Here is a 23,552-nt window from a genome sequence, read left to right on the forward strand (position 1 = left end):
TGCCCTGCGTCACCAGCGGGAGGATGACTATTATTGATCACTGTGTTCCATGTACGGCCCAAGGAAGCGGCTTCCATTAAAGTGGATCAGATGGGAGGGTGAGTCAGCAACCCAGACCTCGGTTTCCCATGCGATCTCGCCAAGATATCGGCTCATCAGAGCACGGTCAGGAAAAGCTGTCACATAAACCAGTCCTGCGCTTGATTTCCTGAAGAGTTTTGCAAGCTCCTCGTGCCGCTTTCCGTTGACCGGCCCATGACTGGTTACAGCTTCAACAAGCAGCATCCAGTTTTTTTCGGTGTAGTGTAAAACGACATCAGGCATTTTCCCATGACTGTCAACATCTACTCCAAGTTTTGAAAGCAGGGGTGCATCAAAATAACCCCATTTCTCACCGGTATCTCCAGCATAGACAAGAATGCTTCCCGGAGCAAATCGGGAGGCGAAATCTTTGATAACACTCTTGATCAGTTGGCTGTGCTCACCGGGGCTCAGGGTTATCTTTTTGCCCGGAGCAATCTCGACTGGAATCCGGTTTTGCTCTCGCACATTTGCATAGCGGGCGACAAGTGTTTCACGTTTTGAAAGGTATGAAGTCAGTGATTCATGCCAAGCCTCCGTGCCGAAGGTACGGAGCAGTTCCAGAGTGGATGGCTCAATTTGATAGACCGCTTTTGGACTGTTTACTGCGCGATCAGGTTTGTCAGGGTTGTAAAGCGCGATACCTGCATCGCAGAATTGATGCATTGTCTGGCGCCGGAATGTTTCACGTGTGTTAGGTGCGTAATCTTTATGATAATGTTCCCGCACCCATTCCATGACTGGTGTAATTCCCATAAGCGGGTTTTTAACCTCACTCCATTGCTTTCCTGGAGCCATTTCCAGAATGGCCAGAAGGCAAAGTGCAGAGCGTTCATTCTGCTGCTCTCGTGTCAGGCCAAGTGATGCAATGATTTGAAGTGCTTCCTTGATGTACTGTTTTTTACGTTTCATTCCGTCATGGTTTTAAGCATGGCTTCAATTGCGGATTCTGTAAGTTCCACTTGCTGCAAGGCCCAGTTGCCGAGAGCGGTGAGGATATCACGGCTTGGATACCGGAGTTGCCGGAGGTCGGTAGCATTGACCTGGGTGTGACCATTGAAGCGCCGGAAATGTTCATCAACAGCACTTGTGTTCAGATAGATCGCAAGACCGAGAGCCAATGCTTCCGGCAATCCGTTCTTATTCTCATGAAAGATGTTCAGGTGATTCTCAAATCCAAGCATGGAGGCATCTCCGAATGCATCCGGCTCAACCACACTTGCCACTATGCGACGTTTTTCTTCCTTGGATGAAAAGCGTCGAACCACACAGTAAAAGGAATTCTGGTAAAGCCACTTTTCAGTATCGTAGTTTCTCAGAATAGCGTTTGGTTTTTTCATCCCTTCAATCGGCCATGTACTTTTGATCCCACTGAAATGGCCTGGGTAAAGAAGTGGAACGGTACCGGGTTCAGGCATGGTACGCAGATGCGCTTTCATGCGGAAATCGACAACCGGCCCTGTCGATACCTGTATGCCAAGATCGTTCAGATTGTGGCATATTGAGGGAGAGAGCCTGACAGAATCTTTCTCCCGTGATGTTGGCACATGGATAAATTGCTCCCGGTCATCAGGAAAAACAATTCTCTCAAACGGATATTCGTTGGTTGCAAGATCACTGAAGGTGTCGTCAGTAGAGGTGGAAACCGTCACCGGTCCAGTAATACCATCTCGTTCAAGCCGAATGATGATGTTCTCCTGTAATACGGCATCATCCCTGAACGCCTTGTTGCGTGAGTCAAAGAGGTGAATGTGGCGAATGGCGGCATTCTCGAGCATAAACTCACGAAACGGACGATAGTAGGGTCCATTGCAGAAACTTCGTGGAATAATTGCAACAATTTGACCGCCAGGTGCAGTTAGAGCGAGAGCCAACGCAACAAAAGCTGAATAGAGATTGACCGTTTCAATAGTAACTTCCCGAAGAAGCAAACGTTCTCTTGAGTGGCTGCCGATTTTCTTGTAGGGTGGATTTAAAATGGCATGCGTAAAGTCGTACTCTCTGAATTGAATTGCGTTTACTGCGGATTCAATAAAATCAGATTCGATTATCTCGAACGAGAATCGAGGTAAATCGTTGTATTGTGAAAGAGCATGGCGAAGTTCCTCATGAATGACGCTGTCAATTTCAAAAGATTTTAACCGGATTGACGCGAAGGTAAGATTTCCCTTTAAGCATCGTTCAAGAAAAGCGCTCGAGAGTGAACCTATTCCCGCACCGGCATCAAGAAGCCGACATTCACCACTTGCATCAGGAAAAAGCCCAGCCATGAACGATGCCGTCGTTGCAGGAGTAAGGTATTGCCCCAGGCGCGATTTTTTCTTTGCATCGGTTCGCTTAGATACCTTCAACCGGTTTTTTTCTGCAACTGTTGTTAACACGCGCAAGCCTCCTGGCCAATGCTTATTTCTCGGAATCTGATACTACATGGTGAAAACAAATATAACAAAGCTCCGCAGAATCTGCTGAACAAGTGCATTTGTCGCCAATCATCAACTACTCTGAAAGGAGTCTGTTGAATCCCCGTATACCGGACCGGATCAACGATATCAGCTGTGTTGATCTCAGCGGTTCAGTGATGATCGTGCTGTTTATCATTATCCGGCTTGCAATCAGAGGTCGGCAAGATATTCGGCGGAGAGGGTGTTGATTCTTTTTTCGGCAAGAAGAGTTACGCAGAGTGAGAAAGCAGGTGCTGAGGATTGATATCGTTTTGTGTGCGCAGGATTTTGTCGTAGAGCGTTTCAGGGGCTATGTCTGCGCCATTCGGCCAGGAGATTGTTCCTCCTTCAATTGATGCCTGTCTGAAAAAGGTCATCTCCTTAAACGGCTCAAATACCGGGCCTTTCGAGAGATATTCGGAAAAATCAACATCGCCACATACGCTGTTATCAAAGATGATAAGGTAAGTGTACCCATCCTTGCAGGTGATCTGTATGATGTCGTTCATGTTCCACATGGAGAAAGGGGATAAACTATATGTTCTGTTTTCTCTCAAGGATTGAACTTTTCATAAATGTCTTTGCGATGTCCAATCCTTATGACATGAATAATGAGTTGTTCATGCTCGATTGAATAGATAATCCTGTACTCGCCTTTACGAATTCTGTAGGTTTGCAATGACCCTCGCATCTTTTTACAACCAGGAGGTAATGGGTCCACTGCAAGATCATTTACGGAGTTCACAATTTCAGGAATAATCCCTTTGTCAAGCTTTTTCAGCTCTTTAACAGCAGATTTTTTCCAATGAATGCTATAGCAACCCATTTTTCTTCAGATCTTCAACAAGTTGCTCATGAGAGATTGTTGGTTCATCTTTGCGTTCAGCAACAGCGGCCATGTCTTCAAGCTCTTCAAGTAACTCATAAAAATCGTCCAGGGGTAGAATAACCGATTTTTTGACCCCGTTTTTATCGGTTACGTATTCCGCGTCAATGTTCTCAATCTTTGGCATTGATAATGGTTTGAAATGTTGAAAACAGGGGGATTCACCCTTTGCATTGACTCTGTTTATTGCCGTAATATAACAATATCGGTTCAGATTTAGTTTGTTACTAAAGAGCGTAGCAGAAAGGTTGTTTGGTAGTTTCACGTATCCGTCGTACGCTGAAGGTATTGTGAATAGGGTTTTACCGGGTGATTTGTCATTTATGCTTCCATGCAATGACCAAGTCAAAACTAATCGGGCTGTTTCGGCTTTTTCGTTTTGAACTCTCCTGCTCCGCAGGTGCCTGTGCACTTCTTGCCGAACTGCTTGCGCTTGGATCAATACCTTCTCTTCGTCAGGCGGCATTCGGTTTTCTGACGATTTTCCGTGTTTCGGCGACAGCCCTCATTCTTAACGACTGTTTTGATATCGAGACTGATCGAATCAATGCGCCCTCCCGTCCACTCCCTTCCGGTGTTGTTACAAATACTGAAGCGATTCTTCTTGCCACTGTCGTTGCACTTCTCGGTTTTCTTTCCGGCTTGATGATTGGTGTGGAGGCATTTGCGGTGGTCTGGTTTCTTGCTCTCACTACCATGTTCGTAGACCCTGGAGAAGAGATCGCCGCGGATGCTCTGGATGTTGAGGGTGACCGTAAAACCGGATCGCGTTCACTGGCTGTTCGTTTCGGCCCGGAGAGCGCAATGAAGATTGCATCGGTCATTTTTGGTATGGTTATCGCCGGAAGCGCAATCCCTTTTCTTTTCTGCTGGCTTGAATGGCTTTATCTGCCACCAATTGTGATCTTTGACGCGGTCATTATCTATTCAGCAAGACGTCTTCTGAATCCCCGGATACCTGACCGGATCAACGATATCCGCCGTATTTATCTCACAGGTTCGGCAATAATAGTGGCCTTTATCATTATCCGGCTTGCGATCACAGTCAGGTAAGATACTCGGCGGCGAGGGTGTTGATTTTTGCCTGGAGTGAGCGGTGGCGGAGCAGATTATCCTCTCTTGTGCCGTTAACCTCTATCACGGTGCTCCGGGTGCTGGTGGAAGCTTTTTTGTAGGTGGCGATGAATTCGTCGTTGGTGTGAGGGTTCGAATACTCCACACCGAAGGTTTCGGCGGCGGATTTGATGCTGTAATTCTGCGGGGCGGCGAAGTGGGTTTCAAAGATCTCCTTGCACGCTGATACCGGCAGGAACGAGAAGATGCCGCCGCCGTTGTTGTTCAGTACAATGATCTGCAGGGGAACGTCCATGGAACCGAGCAGTGCAAGTGCATTCAGGTCATGCAGAAAGGCGATATCGCCGATGAGGAGCGTAACCGGCTTTTGTCCGCCTGAGGCAAAGCCTGCTGCGGTTGAGATAATACCGTCAATCCCGCTTGCTCCGCGGTTGATGCCGGTTATGAAGCATTCGGTCTGAAGGTTGCATGCGAAGCTGTCCATATCGCGGACCGGCATGCTGTTGGAGAGGAAGAGTCGCTGACTGCTGCTTATCAGCGTTGAAACCAGTCTTGCAGCGGAAATTTCTGTTACCGGAAGGGTGCCGGTGGTTTCACCATCAATGGCTTCTCCTGCGTGGCGGAAGAATGTTTTGGCCTGCCCCATATTGATTCCGGAAGCGGCAGAGCGGCACCCCTTGAGAGCCTTGGCAGTCAGGAGAATCGAACGCTCAATGCTCAGAGTTACGTTGTGGTCGGGGGAGTAGCGCTCGGCATCGGGTCTTATGACGATATACTCTTTCGGGTTCCACTTCCGGATTGCGGCTGCCGGGTGCTTTGCGATCAGGCGACCGCCGAAATGGAGAACCAGATCGGGTTTGAATTGCTCGGTGAATTCCGGAGTTGCAAAGGCCTGCTGCCAGGGAAGTGTTGTGTTCATCAGGCGAACTCCTGAGGAGAGATCGCCGTAGAGCGGTATCTGAAGATCAAGGGCAAGTTCGGCAACCGCTTCCGACTCTTCGGCGCGCTGCATGCTTCCCGCAATGATGAGGGGTCGGTCAGCTTTTGCAAGCAATCCACGCAGTATCGAGAGTGCTTCAATATCCGGTCGCTTTTCCGCAAAGAGTGAGCGGCTTGACGGTTCTGTGCTATCCAGCCACTCATGCAGAGGGTTGAGCCAGGGATCTTCAGGATCGGGAGCTTCCGGTTCCAGCGGCTCCCGGAACGGCTGGTTCAGGTGAACCGGCCCCGGAGGTGAACCGACAGCTTTTGCAATCGCATAGGCAACTGTGGAGAGCAGGGCTTTCGGTGGCAGCTCCGTTGACGGAATCGGGAGCTGCATGTGCCACCGGGTATAACTGCCGAAAATGTTCTCCTGGCGGATGGTCTGGTTTGCTCCGCATTCAAGCAGCTCGAAGGGGCGGTCAGCAGAGAGCACTATCATCGGCTGAGAGTCCATGGATGCCTCAACAACGGCAGGGAAATAGTTGGCTACGGCGGTGCCTGATGTGCAGATCAGAATCGCCGGTTTTCCGGTAGCTCTGGCATGGCCGAGTGCAAAGAATGCGGCAGAGCGTTCATCCGGAAAGATTTTCCTCCGGGCTTTCAGGTTTCCGGCAACGGCAGCCGTGAGCGGCGTTGAGCGTGAGCCTGGAGAGATGCAGAAAAAATCAGCACCCTGCCGGATCAGCTCTTCAATGATGATGCTGCTCCACAGTGTGGTGATCTGGCGGTTGTTCATGCTTCCTGACGGGTTATAGTCAGGATGTCGCCGATTTTCTGATCAACCTCGTTCCATTCAGAGAGGGGATCCGATCCGGTTACCAGTCCGGCACCGGAGTAGAGCCAGGTGAAGCGTCCGTTGACAAGCGCCGAGCGGATGGCTACGGAAAATTCAGCGGCATCACGGCTGATCCAGCCGACAGGTGCGGCATACCAGCCCCGGCTGAAGGGTTCGAGTTCCATGATATGCTGAAGTGCGGGCTTCTTCGGGACGCCACCGACAGCAGGAGTTGGATGGAGGCGTTTCAGTACATCGCTGTCATTTTTGAATTCAGGCTTGAGTGTTGCCGAGCAGCGGGTATAGAGGTGCGCAAGACGGTTCAACTGCATGACACAGACCTCCTCTTCCATGTCAATTTCGCTGCATATCGGGAAGAGATCTTCATAGATCATCGCCCTGACAAAGTTATGCTCGCGGATATCTTTTTCTGAATTCAGGAGTGCCTCCGAAGCGTGATGGTCACCGCCTTTGATCATCTCTTTAGAACAGGTTCCGGCAAGCGCTTCAGTCAGGAGCTTGTTGCCGTTTCTGCGGTAGAGCCGTTCGGGTGAAAAGCTGAAAAATGCCCGGTTTTCAGCCGGCTCAAAGTAGAACCTGTAGATCGCATTTTCCGGATAGGGATAGCGAAGCAGGAAGAGGAGCGGAGAGAGTGTCGTACTGAACTCAAGTATGGTCTGCCGTGCAAGCATTATCTTCTCCATCTCTCCGCTGGTAAACGTCCGGAGCGCTTTTCTGCAAAGCTCAATCCATCGGGTTTCATCCGGATTATAGGAGATGTTGAGCAGTTCCGGGAGTTTTGAGGCAGAGCAGTCGGTGCTGGTTACTACCCGGTCAAGCAGCTCGGTCAGCTCACGGATTTTGGTTATGATATTATCACCCTGCTCAAGCCAGAGATGGCATGAAAGGGAGTAGTGTTCGTTCTCGAATGTCAGCTGGACAAGTGGCAGTACAAAAGAGAAGGTGGAAAACTCCTTCCAGATCGGATCCTGTCTCTCGCTGTTGTTGAAGTGGAACCCTCCGAAATAGCGTGCTTGGGGAGTTTTGCGGGCTATGGAGCGTTCAAACTGCCTGAACATCTCGTCGTTATTGCCTTCTCCGTCATACGTAATGGTGTCAGCAATGCCGATTCCGGCAACAGCATAATCCTTTTCACGGTTCATCCAGAACACTCTGGGATATATCGTCTGCACAGAGAGCCATACGGGCAGATCTGCAGGAAGAACTGGCTGCGAGAAGGTTACAAGATGGTTCTTGTGATCTTTGCCAGCATCAAGCTTGTCATCGTAAAGGCTTAAAGCAGTTTTCAGGCTTGCAACAGCCTTTTCGATAGACAGGAGTTCCGCTGAAGGTGTAATGGTATGGTAATGCTCACTCATCATATGCGTTTGTCGGCATTATAACGCTCTAATATGTTTGTTTCATGATTCCAGAAGCAAACAGTACAACAAGTTATCAATATCAGTTTCCTGAAATAAAAAAAACGAAGGAAAATCGGTGCCAGTTTGAAAATAAATCCGGTTACCGTTTTTCACTACTACCCGATTTTTCCTTATTGAAATGGCGTTGCAGCGAGACGGCAAGATAATTGTTTTTCACAAGAAGCCATTCATAAATCGCCTCGGCTTCAGCCCTTCTGCCGGTATGAATATAGCAGATTGCAAGATTGTAGTGGGCCTCTGCAAATGCTTCGCTGTTATCTATGGCGTCACTGTATGCCGAGGAAGCTTTATCATACTGCTGCATCTGCATATAGACATTGCCGACATCATAAAGACGCATCGAGTCTTTTGGCGCGCGTTCAAGGTGTTTCTGAAAATATCCCAGCGCTCCGGCATAGTTTTTCTGATTGAAAGCGATCGTTCCCAGAGCCTGTTCTGCATGATCAAGTCCTGGGTTTATGGCCAGAGCATTTTTGAATGCTTCAGATGCCTCATTATAACGGTGTTTACGCGCAAGAGCGTTGCCAAGTTGCATAAACGAGCCGGTATCCTGAGGATTTTTCCATACCTGCTGCTGCAGATTTGCAATTTCATCCGATTTACGGTTGCAGGATGTCAAAATGGTAAGGCTGGCCAGCAGAGCGCAAGCTATGAAGCGAGACAATCCGTACCTTGAATAGGGTAGTGAAGGAGTCATAGTAATTCAATATAATCACTTGATGAATGATCTGCCAATCATGATTTGGATGCGTTTCTGATTTGGCTGAAATATTTCAGAATTGCATACAGTGTCTGTAACTTTAAGGGTTGATAATTTCCGGCTGCAGCAGGGCTGGGAAATCAAACACTTTTGTCAATTAGTGAAATAACAGACCAATGAAACAGGAATTAGTAGTAACCGGCATGAGTTGCAGCGGTTGTGAGATGCTGCTGAAGGAGGCTCTTGAAGAGCTTGACGGAGTTCAGGACGCTGAGGCTTCTTATCACAACGGAGTTGTCATGGTAGAGTTCAATCCGTCAAAGATCACTCTTGCGACCATAACGGAAACTATCCGGGCAGAGGGCTTTACGGTTAAGGCGTAACGAGCTGTCGGAAACATTGTGCATCTATCGGAAAAAAAGAAAGGAGTGTGAGATGGCAGTCGAAAAAACGGAACGACTTGCGGTTCTAATTGATGCGGATAATACCCAGCCGGCAATTATTGAAGGTTTGCTTGCTGAGGTTGCCAAGTACGGAACGGCAAATGTCAAAAGAATATATGGCGACTGGACGACTACAGCACTGCGGGGATGGAAGGAGGTACTTCTTGAGTTTTCCATCCAGCCGATTCAGCAGTTCGGCTATACCAAAGGGAAAAATGCCACAGACAGTGCCATGATTATTGATGCCATGGATCTTTTGTATACCGGCAAATTTCAGGGGTTTTGCATTGTGTCAAGTGACAGTGATTTTACCAAACTGGCCTCGCGGATCAGGGAGTCCGGACTGACGGTCTACGGATTCGGAGAGAAAAAAACTCCGGGCCCTTTTGTTTCCGCTTGTGACAAGTTCATCTATACGGAGGTTCTTCGCCTGAAACTCAATGAAAACGAACCGATTGCACGCAAGTCGATGGCTGAGCTTAAACAGGATACCCGTCTGGTCCGGTTACTGAGAAATGCGGTTGAAGCCTCCTCTGATGAGAGCGGCTGGGCGCATCTTGCAACGACAGGCGGTAACATCGCAAAGCAGTCTCCGGAGTTTGATCCTCGAAACTACGGCTATATCAGGCTTGGAGAGTTGCTGGAAGCAACAAAGCTGTTTGATTTTGATGAGAGGGTTCTCGGAAACGGACAGTCGAGGGCTATCTATGTGCGTGACAAGCGCAAAAAAGGATGAGTATATCGAGCACAAAAAAAGGCCTCACCGGAGTGAAGCCTTTTTTTGTGTGTATCTGCGGAGCTGACGGGGCTCGAACCCGCGACCTCCTGCGTGACAGGCAGGCGCTCTAACCAAACTGAGCTACAGCTCCATTCAAAGAGTTGTAAATGTATAGAGCACGCCCCTAAAATCCAAAAAGTATTTTCGTTTTTTTTCTGTTTATATTGAGTTCGGAAAAAGCAGAAATGTTTCTGCACTTCTTTGTTTTTTAACACTTTCAGCATGGTTTCTGATTTTTGTTACGTGTAATCTTAAATCAACAAGATTGGTATCAATATGGCCGTTACTGACCCAAGAAATTCCCTGACCGTTACTGATAACAGGACCGGAAAAACCTACGAACTTCCGGTTGAGAACGGTACCATCAATACCATGGATCTTCGTCAGATACAGGTTGCTGCCGAGGATTTCGGGCTTTTGGGCTATGACCCCGGTTTTTTAAATACAGCATCCTGCAAAAGCCGTATTACCTACATTGATGGTGATAAAGGTATTTTGCGTTATCGAGGTTATCCAATCGAGCAGCTTGCAGAGCACAGCCATTTTCTGGAAACCTCATACCTTCTTATCAAGGGTGAGCTTCCAGACAAGGAGAGGCTCGCGGTATGGACCTACAATATCCGCCATCATACCATGACCCATGCCAATCTGGTCAAGTTCATGGACGGTTTCCGCTACGATGCTCATCCGATGGGGATTCTTGTCGGCACAGTCGGCGCGCTCTCTACTTTTTATCGTGATGCGAAGGATATCGGCAATGAAGAGTCCCGTAAACTCCAGGTGCGGCGTCTTATAGGCAAGATACCCACGCTGGCGGCAATGAGCTTCCGTCACAGTCTCGGGTTTCCCTATGTTCTGCCTGATAATGAGTTGAGCTATACCGGTAATTTTCTCTCCATGATGTTCAAGATGACGGAAATACACTACAAGCCCAATCCGGTGCTTGAACGTGCTCTCGATGTGCTCTTTATCCTTCATGCTGATCATGAACAGAACTGTTCCACCAATGCTGTTCGGGCTGTAGCCAGTTCCGGAGTCGATCCCTATACGGCAATTGCTGCCGGTTGCGCGGCACTTTACGGGCCATTGCATGGCGGAGCAAACGAGGCGGTAATCCATATGCTGCTGAAAATCGGATCGGTTGACAAGGTTCCGGACTTTATTGCATCGGTCAAGAGCGGGGAGGGCCGTCTTATGGGCTTTGGCCACAGGGTGTATAAAAATTATGATCCAAGGGCAAAAATTATCAAGGATATCGCATTCCAGGTTTTTGAAGAGACCGGTCGCAGCCCTCTGCTCGATATTGCTCTTGAGCTGGAGAGAATTGCGCTTGAGGATGAATATTTTATCAACCGGAAGCTTTATCCGAATGTGGATTTTTATTCCGGGCTGATCTACCAGGCGATGGGATTTCCGATGGATATGTTTCCGGTTCTCTTTGCTATCGGAAGGATACCCGGATGGCTTTCACAGTGGATCGAGCAGGTTAAGGATCCTGAACAGAAAATTGCGAGACCCCGTCAGATCTACCTCGGAGAGGACGCACGGGATTTTGTGCCGATGGAGATGCGCCCGAAAAACAGACTGGATGAGCAGAAAATAGGGATCTGCAGACTGTAAAGGTTTTTTATCACATTTTCGACCAAATATATTATGTCGGTTACGTCCAAAGATGTTGCCTATATCGCCGATCTGGCACGCCTGAGATTCAATGATGAGGAGACGATTGTCATGACCAGTGAGCTCAACAACATTCTTCACTATATCGAGAAGCTCAATGAAGTTAATACTGAAGGTGTTGAGCCGCTCAGCAGCATCCATGACCAGATAAACGTACTCCGTGAGGATGTTGAACTTCAGCCGCTCTCATCGGAGGCTATACTGAAGAATGCTCCTCAGAGACAGGATCGTTTTTTCAAAGTACCCAAGGTTATCGGGTAACCCTGCAATGGTTGAGCTTCGCGAAAAAAACGGAAGTGCGGTTTTTGTCGTCAAGGCACAGCCCCGGTCATCGAAAAGCAGGGTATGCGGTCTCTATAACGGAGGATTGAAGGTGAGTCTTAAAGCTGCTCCTGTGGATGATGCCGCCAACAGGGAGTGTTGTGACCTTTTTTCAAAAGTTTTCCATATTCCCCCCTCCCGGGTGCATATTATTGCCGGGAAGAGTTCCCGGACAAAAACCGTGATGCTGGATGGGGTCACAGTGGAAGCTGCGGCTTTGGTGTTCAACGCTTATGAGTAAAAGCTTAAAAAATATTGGCACCTGTTTTACTTGTTGTGAGCGATTCGATGTTCCAGCCCCGGAGGGGCGAAATATCGGTAGCGCAGTCCCGATGCTGGCGGGGCCGGGAAAGGATTTTGATCCCTACCTGTCGGGGCCACGTAATCATCGAACTACGGAACAGATTAAAAAAGGTGCTCTATGAGAGCTGTGGTTCAGAGAGTGCTTTCCGCAAGTGTCTCTGCAAGTGACGCTCGATACTCCGAAATCGGTCCGGGTATGCTTGTTCTGCTTGGTATTGCTCCCGGTGACGGTATGGCGGAGGTCGAATGGCTGAGCCGCAAGATTGCCGGTTTGCGGATTTTTAATGACGGTGATGGTAAAATGAATCTTTCGCTCACAGAGAGTGAAGGAGAGGTTCTGGTTGTTTCACAGTTTACCCTCTATGCCGATACAAGCCGGGGCAACCGGCCGGGTTTTTCAGGCTCAGCCCGATTTGACATTGCCCAGCCGCTCTACGAAAGTTTTATCCGGATGGTTGGCCTGCAGATTGCAAAGCCGGTCAGGAGCGGATGGTATGGGGCGGATATGCAGGTCGCTCTGGTCAATGACGGCCCCGTAACCTTGATTCTTGATACTCCACTCTCCACATGAAAGCTGTCATTCTTATTCCTGCCAGGCTTGATTCCAGCCGTCTTGAAAAAAAAATGCTTGCCGATCTTGAGGGGGAACCGCTCATTGTCCGTACCTGGCGGCAGGCGCTTAAATCCCGGCTTGCAGCGCGCGTTGTTGTTGCTACCGACAGCCTGGAGATCGCTTCTGTTCTGGAAGAGCGGGGAGCTGAAGTTGTTATGACTTCGCCCTCGGCACGCTGCGGCACAGAGCGGATTGCTGAAGCTGCAAGAGTGACCGGAGGAGATGTTTTTGTCAATCTGCAGGGTGATGAACCGCTTATCAGTCCTGAAAATATCGATCTTGCGCTTCAGCCGTTTTTTTCTGCAACCCCCCCGGATTGCTCTACCCTTGTTTTTCCCATGCAGCCCGATGAGCGGCGTCAGATTGAGGACCCTCATGTGGTGAAGGTCGTTATGGATCGCAAGGGGTTTGCGCTCTTTTTTTCACGCAGTCCGATACCATACACGAGAACAAAGATGCCGACGACAACCTTTTATCGTCATATAGGGCTCTATGCCTTCAGTGCGGATGTTCTTGAGCAATTTGCGGCACTTCAGCCATCGATGCTTGAAGAGGAGGAGTCGCTTGAGCAGCTCCGGCTGCTGGAGAACGGTTTTCGAATCCGGTGCATCACAACCAGCGTTGATAACCCCGGCGTCAATACACCGGAAGAGCTTGAACAGGTTCGTGCCATCATCAGGGGGTATCTGCCCGGGTGACCGCTGCAGAACGGATCGAGAAGGCGATCTGTTTTTTTATAGAACGATATTGTTTATTTTCAAAAACGGACAGATATGGTCTTTTCCTCTTCTTCATTATGAACCCAGCATGAGCATCTCACCAAAAACACTTTTCATACGATTATGGATCGTGTTTCTGATTTATTGTTTCGGTATGGTGATGGTGTCGGAGGTATCCCGGGCGGCTTCATACAGGATTGGTGACAAGTACGGAGGAGGGATCATCTTTTATCTTGATGTGACTGGTCAGCACGGCCTGATTGCTGCTCCTGAAGACATCGTTATCCGATATACTGATCTCTGGAATAAGTCACCATGGGCGGGGGTATATCGCTGGAGTACCGGTCAGGAAGAAACCGTGAATAAGAGTGATTATGCCATGCAGATACTCTCTGATACAAGACCCGAACTTGGTCAGGGCAGAGCTAATACCGCAAAGATCCTGGCGAAATATCCTGCAGCAACCTATCCGAGAAGCGCTGCCGCTATGGTACGGGCATATCGGGGTGGTGGTTTCAGTGACTGGTTTCTTCCGAGCAAGGATGAACTGAACCAGCTCTACATCAACAGAGCGCTATGCGGTTCCTTTGCCGGAGACTACTACTGGAGCTCCTCCGAGATGACCAGTGATACTGCCTGGTACCAGTACTTCAGCGATGGTTATCAGGGCGGAGGAACAAAGTCATACTACAGTCGTGTGCGTGCCGTGCGTGCTTTTTAGGCTATCAGGAAAAGGAGAACAAGGCGTTCACCGACTATAACGACGACGAGAAATTCCCCTCCTTTTCAAGAGGGCGAACACGCAGGATCGCCCCTACACACCAATTCGTAATTCAGAATCCCAAATCCGGAATCATTGCTGATCACTGCTTATTACAGCGGGCACCGTTCCTTCGTGAAAGAGCAGATCAACCCTGTCGTCAGGGTGCAGTTCTGCTATACCGGTCATGAATTTCCCCTCTTTTCTGACAAGCGCATAGCCTCGTTGAAGCGTTTTTCTGTAATCGAGCAGTGCAAGCTGCTGAAGCAGGGATGCGTAGCGCTCCGCCTTTTCACTGTACCGGTTCCTGATGGTTGTTGTCGTTCGGTCAAGAAGGGTGGTGATCCGCTCCTCAAACTGCTCCATCTGAAGCGGAGGGCGGTTGAAGGCATAGCTGCTGCAGATAGAGTAGATCTGACGTTCTGCTCCCTCAACTTTGTTCTGTACTGCCCGATCCTGTTTTGACTGCAGAGTCTCAATCCGGCGGAGAAGCTCCCCGGTATCAGGTACCGCCAGTTCTGCGGCAATCGAGGGAGTTCCGGCCCTGAGATCTGCGGTCATATCAGCAATGGTCAGATCGGTTTCGTGGCCGATGGCACTGATTACCGGAATAGATGAGTGGTAAAGGGCATTGGCCACAACCTCTCCGTTGAAAGCCTGCAGATCTTCAAGTGAACCGCCTCCCCGTGCGATAATGATAACATCCGGTCGGTGTGCAGGATTTTTTGTTTCATTGAACCAGGCGATACCTGCGGCTACTGATTCGGCGGCATCGGTTCCCTGAACCTTGACCGGATAGAGAAGGACTCTTGCTGCCGGAAATCTTCGTTCAAGCACCTTGCTCATATCCTCGATGACTGCTCCGGTGGAAGAGGTGATGAGCGCGATAGTTTCGGGTATGGCGGGAATCGGCTTTTTCCGCTCTGCGGCGAAATAGCCGGCTTTGGCGAGTTTTTGCAGGAGTTCGGCAAAAGCCTGCTGTAGAGCCCCCTCTCCGGCCGCAGTCACAGCTGTACAGATGAGCTGATAGCGCCCGGACGGGGGATAGACCTCAAGACGACCTTCGGCCACAACATTGATGCCATCCCTGAGTTCAACGGCAAGCCTGGTTCCGGTGTTTTTCCAGATAACGGTCGGGATCTGGGCTCCGTCGTCTTTCAGTGTCAGATAACTGTGACCCGAACTGTGTCGCTTGTAGTTTGATATTTCACCCTTGACCTTGACAGCAGGAAAAGTCATTTCAAGTTCTGACTTTATCTGCTGAGTCAGCTCACTGACCGAAAGAATCTCTGTGCTCATGCCGGCAAACAGGATAGGTGACCGTAAAAATGTATGCTGTAATAAAGCAAATCATTCTCTAATACCCGCTGATTCTTTGCTCTTAATGGAGGAGAGTTCCGATGTGTCATTTCAAATCCCGAGGAACTCGGGTGAGAAATCTGATGGAGCGAGCGGTGAAGCACAGGAGATCCCTCACGTTGTTAGGGACGGCTGGGAAGCCGCGCAGCATGAAGCCATCAGATATGGAGGCGGTCGCGTATTTACAGCGGGAAGTGTTATATTCGTTTTTTATTCACAGCAAAGCGTTTACCGCTCAATTGCTTAAGGGCGACGTGTTATGACCAACCATGATTTTATTGAGGAGCTGGCGGGTCTGCTTGCTATGGAGAGTCAAGAGGCTCATGCTCTTCTGAACAGTTTTTCAGGTGCCATGGTTGCCGAGTTTCTTGCTTGCGGAAAGCTCACCGTGAAGGGTCTCGGCAGATTTGCGGTCAGGAAGCTTGCACCGGTTAAAAAGCTCACAGCTTCCGGTACGGTTTATACCCCCCCCTGTAACAGGATGATATTCGAGAGAGGTATTTCCGGAGGTGATGATACCGTGCGTATAGCTGTTTCGAGAGTGTCGATGAGTCCGGACGATGCCAACCGGTTTGGCCGGAATCTTGCCAAAGTTCTTGGCCGCGCATTCAAGGAGAAACGGGAGCTGGTTTTCAACGGGTTCGGCCGTTTCACGCTTCAGGAGGGAGGTTACGGGTTTGTTGCGGAGAGCTCTCTGGATGCACTGTTGAACAGGGAGTATCAGGATCTGGAGGAGGTTGTTGTTTTGCCGCAGGATCGGGTCCCGACCGGCAGCAGAGGTAAAGCAGCTCTTGTTTCGGTAGTGATAGCTGCCGGAGTGCTGCTTGTTTTTCTTTATGGCCGGCAGCTCATTGAAAGCGTTCCATTCTCTGTTGCGACTCTTTCACAATCCACAGCAGCAGTCAGTCCGAACAGCAATCCTCCGGTCAGTTCTGAAACGGTTGCACCCGCTCATGGCGGGGTTGCTGACTCTCTTGTTCTTGAAAAAGAGGACTATACGATCATACTGGCAACCTTTCGTTCCGGGAGTACCGCCCGTAAAGAGATCAGCCCTTTGCGTTCAAAGGGCATTGCGGCATTTGTCTGGCCTGCATTTTCCGGGGCAGTGAAATACCACAGGGTCGCGACGGGAAGGTTTTCAGGCAGAGAGGAAGCTTCAGCACAACTTAAAAGGCTGCCTGAAAAAACGGCTGGCAGCGCATATATCCAACATGTTATCAAGAGGGTTGTTCTTCATGCAGAAAAAGAGTTGTAGCACGTTGCACCCGCAGTCCATGTGTCCGGCTTTCGGCGGGCTGAGGGTATTGACAAGAATTGACGGTGTTCAGGTCTGTCTGGCTGCCGACCAGGGTTGTCTTTACGGGCTGACGTTTGTCTCCCATTTCTATGCGGCCCGCAAATCCATCATCTCTCCGGAGTTGATGAATGTGCAGATTTCCGGCGGAACCATGATTGATGATCTTCGTCGTACCATTGAAGAGATCGCCCGCGACCATGCGGTACGGTTTATTCCGGTTGTCAGTACCTGTGTTGCTGAAACGGCCGGGATTGCCGAGGAGCTGCTGCCCCGGAAGGCCGGAAATGCTGAAGTGCTGCTTGTCCGCCTCCCGGCATTTCAGATCAGGACCCATCCCGAGGCAAAGGATGTTGCTGTAGCTACACTGTTAAAGCGGTTCGGGAATTTCGCCGCCCCTAAAAAGCAGAAATCGCTGGTGGTACTGGGAGAGATTTTTCCGGTTGATGCCATGACCATTGGATCGGTGCTGCAGAAAATCGGTGTCGAATCGGTGATTGTGCTCCCCGGAACATCGCTTGAGGACTATATTGAGGCCGCAGAGGCAGAAGCTTGTGCCGTACTGCATCCCTTTTATGAAAAAACCGTTTCGCTGCTTGAAGAGCATGGCGTGACAATTGTCAAGGGAAACCCGATCGGAGCCAACGCTACAGCGCAGTGGATAGGCCGCATCGGTGAGGCGCTTGCTCTTGACCCCTCTACAGTTCAGGCTGTTGCTGAAGAGGAGGCCCGGAAATCAAGAGAGGTACTCAATCAGTTCAAGCACCTTAAAGGAAAGGTTATAGTGGCCGGTTATGAAGGCAATGAACTGCCGGTTGTGCGTCTTCTGCTGGAAGCCGGGCTTGAAGTCCCTTATGCATCAACCTCTATTTCGAGGATGGCGCTCGGCGAGGAGGATCACAAGGTGCTCTCCATGCTCGGAACCGAGATCCGATACCGCAAATATCTTGAAGAGGATATGCAGGCTGTAGAGGAGTACCATCCGGATCTGGTGATCGGTACCACCTCACTCGACAGCTTTGCCAAAGAGCGGGGAATTCCGGCAATCTACTATACCAACAATATTTCCGCCCGCCCGCTCTTTTTTGCAGCGGGAGCAGCAACGGTACTCGGTATGATCAGCGGACTTCTCGGAAAAAAAGAGGTGTTCATGAAGATGAAGGAGTATTTTGAAGAGTGAGTGGCGGTTGAGTCAATAAAAAAAGCCGGGGATTGCCCGGCTTTTTTTATGTTCAGTAAACTGTTTATGCAGCTTAAACCTCCATGATCTCTTTCTCTTTGGCTGACATTATCTCGGTAAGCTGTTTTTCGGATTTGTGCAGCAGCTCATCGGCTTCCTTTTTACCCCGATTTTTATCATCTTCGCTGATCGCTTTATCTTTTTCAAGTTTTTCAATCTCATGAATCATGTCGCGGCGAAGATTGCGGAGCGATATCTTTGAATCCTCTCCGAATTTCCTGGTGAGCTTTACAAACTCTTTACGGCGCTCTTCAGTAAGAGGAGGAATGCTTACCCGGATGTTCTGACCATCGGCGGAAGGATTGAGGCCGAGGTTTGCGTCACGGATGGCTTTTTCGGTTGCTGAAACCATTGATTTGTCCCAGACCTGTACCATGAGGGTATGAACATCAAGCACCCCTACATTCCCGACCTGTTTGAGCGGCATCTGCTGACCGTAGGCTTCCACCTTGACACGATCAAGCAGAGCTGTCGTTGCCTTGCCTGTTCTTATCGATGCGATCTCATGCTGAAACGCCTCAATGGTCTTTTTCATTTTCTGCTCAGTTTTCTGAGCAACATCCCTGACACTCATAACTGTTCCTAAGGGTTAGTGCTGGTTTGCCGACAAGTGCAACTCTGCCTTTACTTGGCGCTTGCCTGTGCTGCTGTGGATTTTGCGAAGCGTTTGTTGAAACGTTCAACGCGTCCGGCGGTGTCAACAAGGGTCTGCTTGCCGGTATAGAACGGATGGCAGTTGTTGCAGATATCAACTTTGATGGTCGGTCTGGTAGAACGGGTTTCAAAGCTGTTGCCGCAGTTTGCGCAGTTGACGGTGACGCTTGTATACTTTGGGTGAATATCTTGTTTCATGACTTTCGTTGACTTTATCGTACAATAAATGAAATGGCCTGCCATGTAAATGGTAAAGGTGCAAATATACAAGAAATCATCTCCAGATACAACCTTTTAATATGAGCGCTACTGCATCAATAATCTATCTGAAGGGTGTCGGCTCAAAAAAGGCTTCAATTCTTAAAGAGATCGGTATTTCGACAGTTGATGATCTCCTGAACTACTTTCCCCGACGATATCTCGACCGGAGTGCCATGAAATGCATCAGGGATCTTGCCGATGGTGAAACGGTGACGGTTGTGGGTACCGTACTGAAAACACAGCTTGAAGGCACTCATCCGGGACGGGCGCGCTTCAAGGTCTGGCTTGGTGATGCTACGGGTCAGCTTGAGCTTACCTGGTTCAGGGGAGTGCGCTTTTTCTCCAGGAGCATTGTTTCAGGAGATGCGCTTGCCGTGCACGGCAAGGTGAGTTATTTCGGACGTCAGGCACAGATGCAGCATCCCGATTATGACCGCCTGACCGCTTCTCCGCATGAGCCGGGAGAGGGGGAGATCAGTGATTTTGATCTCTACCATACAGGCAGGATCATTCCGATCTATCCGACAACTGACGCCATGAAGCAGGCCGGCCTTACCTCAAAGCAGTTGCGTACCCTTGTTGCCCGTGCGTTTGATGAGTACCGGGTGAGGAGTGAAGAGAATCTCAGCCAGGCCATCCTTTCAGATTATCATCTTCTTCCGCTTCGGGAGGCCTATCATGAAATTCATTTTCCCTCTTCGCATGAAGCTCTTGAACTTGCCCGTTACCGGATGAAGTGGAGTGAACTCTTCTATGTCCAGTTGATGTTTGCCCTCCGCCAGAGCGAGTTGAGAATCAGTAAACGAGCTGTGATCTTTACCCACTCAGGGGTTGTGACCGAACAGCTCTACCGGACTCTTCCCTACGAGTTGACGGACGCCCAGAAGCAGGCTGTTCGTGAAATATATCGCGATCTTAAAACCGGCAGCCCGATGAACCGGCTCTTGCAGGGTGATGTCGGTTCAGGCAAAACCATTGTTGCTATGTTTGCCATGGCGCTGGCCGCCGATAATGGCCTGCAGTCGGCATTTATGGCACCTACCGAGATTCTTGCCGTCCAGCACTATCTCAGCATGAAACGGTTATTTCAGCCACTCGGTTTGCGGGTTGGGCTTCTGACCGGAAAACAGCGGAAAAAGGAGCGCCAGGCGCTCCTTGAAGCCCTCGGCAGCGGAGAGCTGCATATCGCTGTCGGAACCCACGCCCTGATTGAAGGGGAGGTGAGCTATGCAGGGCTCGGGCTGGTTGTCATTGATGAACAGCACCGCTTCGGAGTGCTTCAGCGTAAAGCCCTGCGTGAAAAGGCCGTCAATCCCCATGTGCTGTTGATGACGGCTACACCGATTCCCCGAACCCTCAGCATGGGTGTGTTCGGTGATCTTGATGTATCGGTTATCCGCCAGATGCCCGCCGGACGTCGCCCGGTCAGGACATCTCTCTGCTACGAAAAAGAGCTTGCAAAGGTTTATGATTTTCTCCGCAGTGAGGTAGCGGAAGGACGGCAGGGCTATATTGTCTATCCTCTTGTTGAGGAGTCGGAAAAGATGGATCTGAAAGCTGCGGTGGAGAGTTTTGAGGAGCTGTCATCTTCGGTATTTCCTGATCTCAGTCTGGGATTGATTCATGGTCAGTTGACCCCCGACCGTAAAGAGATGGTGATGGATCAGTTCCGCCGGGGTGAACTTGATCTGCTTGTGGGGACAACGGTTATCGAGGTGGGTGTTGATGTTCCGAATGCCACGGTTATGGTTATCGAGCATGCGGAGCGTTTCGGGCTTGCACAACTCCATCAGCTCCGGGGCCGTGTCGGTCGTGGCGAGCACGGCTCCACCTGTTTTCTGATCTGTTCCATGCCGACAGCGGAGGCCCGTGAACGCCTTGAGGCAATGGTATCGACCAATGACGGCTTTATTATTTCAGAAATTGATGCAAGAATCCGGGGGGTTGGCAATGTTCTGGGAAAAGAGCAGTCGGGCACGTTAAACGGGCTGAAGATTGCTGATCTGACGAGAGATTTTGATATCATGCAGTCGGCCCGCATTGCTGCCTTCAGGGTTATCTCAGAGGATGCTCAGTTGAGGGCGGCAGAGCATGGTGTTATCAAGGCGCACTACCTCCGTTACTACCAGGATCGGGTTACGCTGGCTGATATCGGATAATGCACGGGAAACTGGCAATACGTTACGATGTTATTGTAATACGATATGGAACAGAAAAATGAGCAGCCCGGAATATGCAGCGGTCTGGTTACCGAAGCGACAGGATCAACCTATACGGTAGTTGCTGATGATGATAGCGTGTTCCGGAGCCGCACCTATCCCGGAACAAGGACGGAGAATGAGGAGAGCTCTCTTGTTGCTGTCGGCGACCGGGTTGAACTCAAGGTGACGGAGACCGGCAGAGAGCAGTTTGAAGCGGTTATTACACTGGTGAAGCAGCGCAGGAGCGCCCTGACAAGAAAAAGGGATATTCGCCGAAATCGCAGCAAGGAGAAAATTCAGGTTATCGCGGCCAATATTGATCAGCTGGTTGTTGTGGTTTCATCGTTTGATCCGCCCCTCAGCACCCGTCTGGTCGATCGTTATCTGGCGTTTGCAGAGTCCGAGCAGCTTGATGTGCTCATTGTTGTGAACAAGATGGATCTTGCAGACGCTGCACTTATTGCTGCCTTGATGGAGCCTTACCATCAACTCGGGTACTCTGTTTTTTATACCAGTGTCTGTGAGCAGGCATCACTCCAGCCGCTTCGGCAGGCCCTTGGCGGCAAACTTTCCGCATTCAGCGGTCATTCCGGAGTCGGAAAATCAACCCTGATTAATCTGCTTTTTGGACACAAACAGCTCAAAACGCGAAGAACCAACCTGAAGACCGGAAAAGGGGTCCACACCACCAGCAATTCGGTGATGCTTCCGCTTCCCGATGGCGGTTATGTGATTGATACTCCTGGAATCCGGGAGTTTAATCTTTCCGACATCACCAGGGAAAATCTGCGGTTTTATTTCAGGGAGTTTCTTGCCGTTATGCCTGATTGCTCCTTCTCTTCGTGTTCGCATACCGGGGAGCCGGGGTGTGGAGTTCAGAGGGCGGTTCATGCAGGAGGCATTGATCCGGCACGTTATGAGAGTTATCTTGCAATCTACTACAGCCTGGAGTGACTGCAACCGGTTCATCCGGTTCCTGTCGCTCCGGATCATCTTGTTTATCGAACAGCACCTTACCCATTTTGAACCCTTACGCGCCATGATCATTACCGTCAATCCCTCTACGGAAGAACCGATTGCCGAATATTCCGTGATGACATCCGCCCAGATTGAAGCCGTTATTACTTCTGCCGACCGGGAGTACCGTTTCTGGAAAAAAGAGTCACTCTTCAGGCGCGGTGAACTGATGAAGCGGCTGGCAACACTTCTTCGTGTTGAAAAAGAGAGGCATGCAGCACAGATAAGCCTCGAAATGGGCAAGCCGTTTTCACAGGCGGTTGCCGAAGTACAGAAATCAGCCCTGGTCTGTGACTACTATGCAGAGCATGCCGAGTCGTTTTTAAAGCCGGAACGCAGTGAGCTTGACGGCGGAGCTAAGGGTGTGGTTAAATTTGAGCCGATCGGTCTTGTGCTCGGTATCATGCCCTGGAATTTCCCCTTCTGGCAGGTCTTCCGGTTTGCCGTACCGGCAATCATGGCCGGCAACGGTGTTTTGCTTAAACATGCCCCCAATGTAACCGGTTCAGCGATTGCCATTGAACAGCTTTTCCGTGATGCAGGGTTTCCGGAACATCTCTACCGGGCAGTTCATATGGATCTTGAGGATGTTGACCGTCTGAGCGGTTTCATGATTGACCATCCTTCTGTGCAGGGGGTATCGCTTACCGGAAGCACCGCTGCCGGACGTGCTGTTGCCGCAAAGGCCGGGCGGGCGCTGAAAAGAACGGTTCTTGAGCTTGGCGGCAGTGACCCCTATATCGTGCTTGATGATGCCGATTTGAACCGGGCTGTTGCGCTCTGTGCAGCCTCCCGTCTTCTGAACAGCGGTCAAAGCTGTATTTCCGCCAAACGTTTTATTGTGCACTCCAGGGTGTTCAGTGAGTTTGAAAACCTTCTGCTGCAGCGGATGCACTCCTCCGTGATGGGCGATCCTTTCGATCCTGCAGTTGAGGTCGGTCCGCTTGCACGCGCGGATCTTCGCCTTCAGCTTCACCAGCAGGTTCTCCGGACTCTCTCCGGTGGTGCACGGCTTCTCTGCGGCGGAGAACTCCCTTCAGGGCGCGGATTTTTCTATCCTCCGACACTCCTCTCCGGAGTTTGCAAGGGGATGGTGACCTACAGCGAAGAGACATTCGGGCCGGTTGCAACCCTTATTGAGGCTCATGATGATCATGAAGCGGTTCGTATCGCCAATGACACTCCCTACGGACTGGGCTCAGCGGTTTTTTCCGCCAGTACCGACAGGGCGCTTGCGGTTGCTGATCAGCTTGATGCCGGGAACTGCTTTATCAACAGTATGGTGAAATCGGATCCGGCAATGCCGTTCGGGGGTATCAAGGAGTCCGGATACGGACGTGAGCTCGCTCTGTACGGGATTCGTGAGTTCGTAAACGTAAAAAGCTTCAGTGTGAGCTGAAGCTTTTTATGATACAACATGTCGATCAATCGCTTACAGGGCACCTCTATTTATTTGTTCCGAAACCTGATGACTGCGTTGGGCGGTGCTCGAAATCCTCATGTACTCCGTGTACACTCCGGTTTCT

Annotated in this window: 25 protein-coding genes and 1 tRNA gene; 14 read left to right on the forward strand and 12 right to left on the reverse strand. The window is 50.1% G+C overall.

Features of this window, described 5'->3' with window-relative positions; translation table 11 throughout:
• Positions 1-30: 30 nt before the first annotated feature.
• The 5 genes from BOO20_RS00300 to BOO20_RS00320 all read right to left on the reverse strand — a co-directional run bounded on the left by BOO20_RS00300 (position 31) and on the right by BOO20_RS00320 (position 3,535).
• Positions 31-993 carry a BsuBI/PstI family type II restriction endonuclease gene (locus BOO20_RS00300; RefSeq protein WP_076789113.1) on the reverse strand — a complete coding sequence of 321 codons (963 nt, stop codon included), beginning with the start codon at positions 991-993 and terminating at the stop codon, positions 31-33.
• Positions 990-2,351, reverse strand: a complete 1,362-nt coding sequence (locus BOO20_RS00305; protein WP_198935392.1) for an Eco57I restriction-modification methylase domain-containing protein — start codon at positions 2,349-2,351, stop codon at positions 990-992. Before BOO20_RS00305 ends, BOO20_RS00300 begins: the two co-directional genes overlap by 4 nt.
• Before the next feature lie 401 nt (positions 2,352-2,752).
• Positions 2,753-3,031, reverse strand: coding sequence for a DUF2442 domain-containing protein (locus tag BOO20_RS00310; RefSeq protein ID WP_233120837.1), 279 nt, complete (start codon positions 3,029-3,031; stop codon positions 2,753-2,755).
• A gap of 44 nt (positions 3,032-3,075) precedes the next feature.
• On the reverse strand, positions 3,076-3,348 hold the full coding sequence (locus BOO20_RS00315) for a type II toxin-antitoxin system RelE/ParE family toxin (RefSeq protein WP_076789122.1): 273 nt from the start codon (positions 3,346-3,348) through the stop codon (positions 3,076-3,078).
• On the reverse strand, positions 3,335-3,535 hold the full coding sequence (locus BOO20_RS00320) for a hypothetical protein (RefSeq protein ID WP_076789124.1): 201 nt from the start codon (positions 3,533-3,535) through the stop codon (positions 3,335-3,337). Before BOO20_RS00320 ends, BOO20_RS00315 begins: the two co-directional genes overlap by 14 nt.
• A 209-nt stretch (positions 3,536-3,744) precedes the next feature.
• On the opposite strand from BOO20_RS00320, the gene BOO20_RS00325 reads away from it, so the two are divergent.
• Positions 3,745-4,461: a UbiA family prenyltransferase gene (locus BOO20_RS00325; RefSeq protein WP_076789127.1), complete on the forward strand. Its 717-nt coding sequence runs from the start codon at positions 3,745-3,747 to the stop codon at positions 4,459-4,461.
• Here the strand turns inward: BOO20_RS00325 and menD are convergent.
• The 3 genes from menD to BOO20_RS00340 form a co-directional block, all read right to left on the reverse strand.
• Positions 4,454-6,202, reverse strand: coding sequence for a 2-succinyl-5-enolpyruvyl-6-hydroxy-3-cyclohexene-1-carboxylic-acid synthase (gene menD, locus BOO20_RS00330; RefSeq protein WP_076789131.1), 1,749 nt, complete (start codon positions 6,200-6,202; stop codon positions 4,454-4,456). The two genes, BOO20_RS00325 and menD, sit on opposite strands and share 8 nt — an antisense overlap.
• Positions 6,199-7,623 carry an isochorismate synthase gene (locus tag BOO20_RS00335; protein WP_083694457.1) on the reverse strand — a complete coding sequence of 475 codons (1,425 nt, stop codon included), beginning with the start codon at positions 7,621-7,623 and terminating at the stop codon, positions 6,199-6,201. The genes menD and BOO20_RS00335 overlap by 4 nt, the downstream gene beginning before the upstream one ends.
• A 139-nt stretch (positions 7,624-7,762) precedes the next feature.
• Positions 7,763-8,380 (reverse strand): tetratricopeptide repeat protein, encoded by a 618-nt coding sequence (locus BOO20_RS00340; RefSeq protein WP_076789134.1) that lies wholly within the window; start codon positions 8,378-8,380, stop codon positions 7,763-7,765.
• A gap of 179 nt (positions 8,381-8,559) precedes the next feature.
• Here BOO20_RS00340 and BOO20_RS00345 point away from each other — a divergent pair, with 179 nt between their 5' ends.
• Together BOO20_RS00345 and BOO20_RS00350 are read left to right on the forward strand one after the other, a co-directional pair.
• Positions 8,560-8,766 carry a heavy-metal-associated domain-containing protein gene (locus tag BOO20_RS00345; RefSeq protein WP_076789137.1) on the forward strand — a complete coding sequence of 69 codons (207 nt, stop codon included), beginning with the start codon at positions 8,560-8,562 and terminating at the stop codon, positions 8,764-8,766.
• A 52-nt stretch (positions 8,767-8,818) separates the two neighbouring features.
• Positions 8,819-9,562, forward strand: a complete 744-nt coding sequence (locus tag BOO20_RS00350; protein WP_006365368.1) for an NYN domain-containing protein — start codon at positions 8,819-8,821, stop codon at positions 9,560-9,562.
• Between the two features lie 58 nt (positions 9,563-9,620).
• Here BOO20_RS00350 and BOO20_RS00355 read toward each other — a convergent pair.
• Positions 9,621-9,695, reverse strand: a tRNA-Asp gene (locus BOO20_RS00355).
• Positions 9,696-9,880: 185 nt separating this feature from the next.
• Here BOO20_RS00355 and BOO20_RS00360 point away from each other — a divergent pair.
• The 6 genes from BOO20_RS00360 to BOO20_RS00385 all read left to right on the forward strand — a co-directional run bounded on the left by BOO20_RS00360 (position 9,881) and on the right by BOO20_RS00385 (position 13,961).
• Complete coding sequence (locus tag BOO20_RS00360; protein ID WP_076789139.1) at positions 9,881-11,224, forward strand: citrate synthase; 1,344 nt, start codon at positions 9,881-9,883, stop codon at positions 11,222-11,224.
• Positions 11,225-11,257: 33 nt separating this feature from the next.
• Entirely contained in the window at positions 11,258-11,545 is a 288-nt protein-coding gene (gatC, locus tag BOO20_RS00365; protein WP_076789141.1) for an Asp-tRNA(Asn)/Glu-tRNA(Gln) amidotransferase subunit GatC, read from the forward strand.
• 7 nt (positions 11,546-11,552) lie between these two features.
• Positions 11,553-11,846, forward strand: coding sequence for a DUF167 domain-containing protein (locus BOO20_RS00370; RefSeq protein WP_076789144.1), 294 nt, complete (start codon positions 11,553-11,555; stop codon positions 11,844-11,846).
• A gap of 180 nt (positions 11,847-12,026) precedes the next feature.
• Entirely contained in the window at positions 12,027-12,479 is a 453-nt protein-coding gene (gene dtd / locus BOO20_RS00375) for a D-aminoacyl-tRNA deacylase (protein WP_076789150.1), read from the forward strand.
• Entirely contained in the window at positions 12,476-13,219 is a 744-nt protein-coding gene (gene kdsB / locus BOO20_RS00380) for a 3-deoxy-manno-octulosonate cytidylyltransferase (protein WP_076789153.1), read from the forward strand. The genes dtd and kdsB overlap by 4 nt, the downstream gene beginning before the upstream one ends.
• Before the next feature lie 151 nt (positions 13,220-13,370).
• Positions 13,371-13,961, forward strand: coding sequence for a DUF1566 domain-containing protein (locus BOO20_RS00385; RefSeq protein ID WP_144277091.1), 591 nt, complete (start codon positions 13,371-13,373; stop codon positions 13,959-13,961).
• A 132-nt stretch (positions 13,962-14,093) separates the two neighbouring features.
• Here the strand turns inward: BOO20_RS00385 and xseA are convergent, their stop codons facing one another.
• Positions 14,094-15,299, reverse strand: a complete 1,206-nt coding sequence (gene xseA, locus BOO20_RS00390) for an exodeoxyribonuclease VII large subunit (RefSeq protein ID WP_076789158.1) — start codon at positions 15,297-15,299, stop codon at positions 14,094-14,096.
• 319 nt (positions 15,300-15,618) lie between these two features.
• Between xseA and BOO20_RS00400 the strand changes: the two genes are divergently transcribed.
• Both BOO20_RS00400 and bchY read left to right on the forward strand, forming a co-directional pair.
• Positions 15,619-16,614: an SPOR domain-containing protein gene (locus tag BOO20_RS00400; protein WP_076789163.1), complete on the forward strand. Its 996-nt coding sequence runs from the start codon at positions 15,619-15,621 to the stop codon at positions 16,612-16,614.
• On the forward strand, positions 16,595-17,833 hold the full coding sequence (bchY, locus tag BOO20_RS00405; RefSeq protein ID WP_076789165.1) for a chlorophyllide a reductase subunit Y: 1,239 nt from the start codon (positions 16,595-16,597) through the stop codon (positions 17,831-17,833). Before BOO20_RS00400 ends, bchY begins: the two co-directional genes overlap by 20 nt.
• A gap of 73 nt (positions 17,834-17,906) precedes the next feature.
• On the opposite strand, the gene frr is transcribed toward bchY, so the two are convergent.
• Together frr and rpmE are read right to left on the reverse strand one after the other, a co-directional pair.
• Positions 17,907-18,467, reverse strand: coding sequence for a ribosome recycling factor (frr, locus tag BOO20_RS00410; RefSeq protein ID WP_006365357.1), 561 nt, complete (start codon positions 18,465-18,467; stop codon positions 17,907-17,909).
• Between the two features lie 50 nt (positions 18,468-18,517).
• A complete protein-coding gene (gene rpmE, locus BOO20_RS00415; RefSeq protein WP_040432833.1) occupies positions 18,518-18,745 on the reverse strand; it encodes a 50S ribosomal protein L31 in 228 nt (75 codons plus the stop codon).
• 101 nt (positions 18,746-18,846) lie between these two features.
• Here rpmE and recG point away from each other — a divergent pair, with 101 nt between their 5' ends.
• From recG to BOO20_RS00430, 3 genes are all read left to right on the forward strand, one after another.
• Positions 18,847-20,967: an ATP-dependent DNA helicase RecG gene (gene recG / locus BOO20_RS00420; RefSeq protein WP_076789168.1), complete on the forward strand. Its 2,121-nt coding sequence runs from the start codon at positions 18,847-18,849 to the stop codon at positions 20,965-20,967.
• A gap of 45 nt (positions 20,968-21,012) precedes the next feature.
• A complete protein-coding gene (gene rsgA / locus BOO20_RS00425) occupies positions 21,013-21,963 on the forward strand; it encodes a ribosome small subunit-dependent GTPase A (protein WP_076789171.1) in 951 nt (316 codons plus the stop codon).
• A gap of 85 nt (positions 21,964-22,048) precedes the next feature.
• Entirely contained in the window at positions 22,049-23,425 is a 1,377-nt protein-coding gene (locus BOO20_RS00430) for an NAD-dependent succinate-semialdehyde dehydrogenase (RefSeq protein WP_076789174.1), read from the forward strand.
• Positions 23,426-23,552 lie beyond the last annotated feature (127 nt).

Origin of the sequence: Chlorobium sp. KB01 (assembly GCF_001975465.1) — a bacterium.
GTDB lineage: Bacteria > Bacteroidota > Chlorobiia > Chlorobiales > Chlorobiaceae > Chlorobium.

Bases quoted from the DNA above. Each gene is read 5' to 3' on its own strand.
- BOO20_RS00300 (WP_076789113.1), bottom strand. From the start codon at position 993: ATGAAACGTAAAAAACAGTACATCAAGGAAGCACTTCAAATCATTGCA.
- BOO20_RS00305 (WP_198935392.1), bottom strand. From the start codon at position 2,351: ATGGCTGGGCTTTTTCCTGATGCAAGTGGTGAATGTCGGCTTCTTGAT.
- BOO20_RS00310 (WP_233120837.1), bottom strand. From the start codon at position 3,031: ATGAACGACATCATACAGATCACCTGCAAGGATGGGTACACTTACCTT.
- BOO20_RS00315 (WP_076789122.1), bottom strand. From the start codon at position 3,348: ATGGGTTGCTATAGCATTCATTGGAAAAAATCTGCTGTTAAAGAGCTG.
- BOO20_RS00320 (WP_076789124.1), bottom strand. From the start codon at position 3,535: ATGCCAAAGATTGAGAACATTGACGCGGAATACGTAACCGATAAAAAC.
- BOO20_RS00325 (WP_076789127.1), top strand. From the start codon at position 3,745: ATGACCAAGTCAAAACTAATCGGGCTGTTTCGGCTTTTTCGTTTTGAA.
- menD (WP_076789131.1), bottom strand. From the start codon at position 6,202: ATGAACAACCGCCAGATCACCACACTGTGGAGCAGCATCATCATTGAA.
- BOO20_RS00335 (WP_083694457.1), bottom strand. From the start codon at position 7,623: ATGATGAGTGAGCATTACCATACCATTACACCTTCAGCGGAACTCCTG.
- BOO20_RS00340 (WP_076789134.1), bottom strand. From the start codon at position 8,380: ATGACTCCTTCACTACCCTATTCAAGGTACGGATTGTCTCGCTTCATA.
- BOO20_RS00345 (WP_076789137.1), top strand. From the start codon at position 8,560: ATGAAACAGGAATTAGTAGTAACCGGCATGAGTTGCAGCGGTTGTGAG.
- BOO20_RS00350 (WP_006365368.1), top strand. From the start codon at position 8,819: ATGGCAGTCGAAAAAACGGAACGACTTGCGGTTCTAATTGATGCGGAT.
- BOO20_RS00360 (WP_076789139.1), top strand. From the start codon at position 9,881: ATGGCCGTTACTGACCCAAGAAATTCCCTGACCGTTACTGATAACAGG.
- gatC (WP_076789141.1), top strand. From the start codon at position 11,258: ATGTCGGTTACGTCCAAAGATGTTGCCTATATCGCCGATCTGGCACGC.
- BOO20_RS00370 (WP_076789144.1), top strand. From the start codon at position 11,553: ATGGTTGAGCTTCGCGAAAAAAACGGAAGTGCGGTTTTTGTCGTCAAG.
- dtd (WP_076789150.1), top strand. From the start codon at position 12,027: ATGAGAGCTGTGGTTCAGAGAGTGCTTTCCGCAAGTGTCTCTGCAAGT.
- kdsB (WP_076789153.1), top strand. From the start codon at position 12,476: ATGAAAGCTGTCATTCTTATTCCTGCCAGGCTTGATTCCAGCCGTCTT.
- xseA (WP_076789158.1), bottom strand. From the start codon at position 15,299: ATGAGCACAGAGATTCTTTCGGTCAGTGAGCTGACTCAGCAGATAAAG.
- BOO20_RS00400 (WP_076789163.1), top strand. From the start codon at position 15,619: ATGACCAACCATGATTTTATTGAGGAGCTGGCGGGTCTGCTTGCTATG.
- bchY (WP_076789165.1), top strand. From the start codon at position 16,595: ATGCAGAAAAAGAGTTGTAGCACGTTGCACCCGCAGTCCATGTGTCCG.
- frr (WP_006365357.1), bottom strand. From the start codon at position 18,467: ATGAGTGTCAGGGATGTTGCTCAGAAAACTGAGCAGAAAATGAAAAAG.
- rpmE (WP_040432833.1), bottom strand. From the start codon at position 18,745: ATGAAACAAGATATTCACCCAAAGTATACAAGCGTCACCGTCAACTGC.
- recG (WP_076789168.1), top strand. From the start codon at position 18,847: ATGAGCGCTACTGCATCAATAATCTATCTGAAGGGTGTCGGCTCAAAA.
- rsgA (WP_076789171.1), top strand. From the start codon at position 21,013: ATGGAACAGAAAAATGAGCAGCCCGGAATATGCAGCGGTCTGGTTACC.
- BOO20_RS00430 (WP_076789174.1), top strand. From the start codon at position 22,049: ATGATCATTACCGTCAATCCCTCTACGGAAGAACCGATTGCCGAATAT.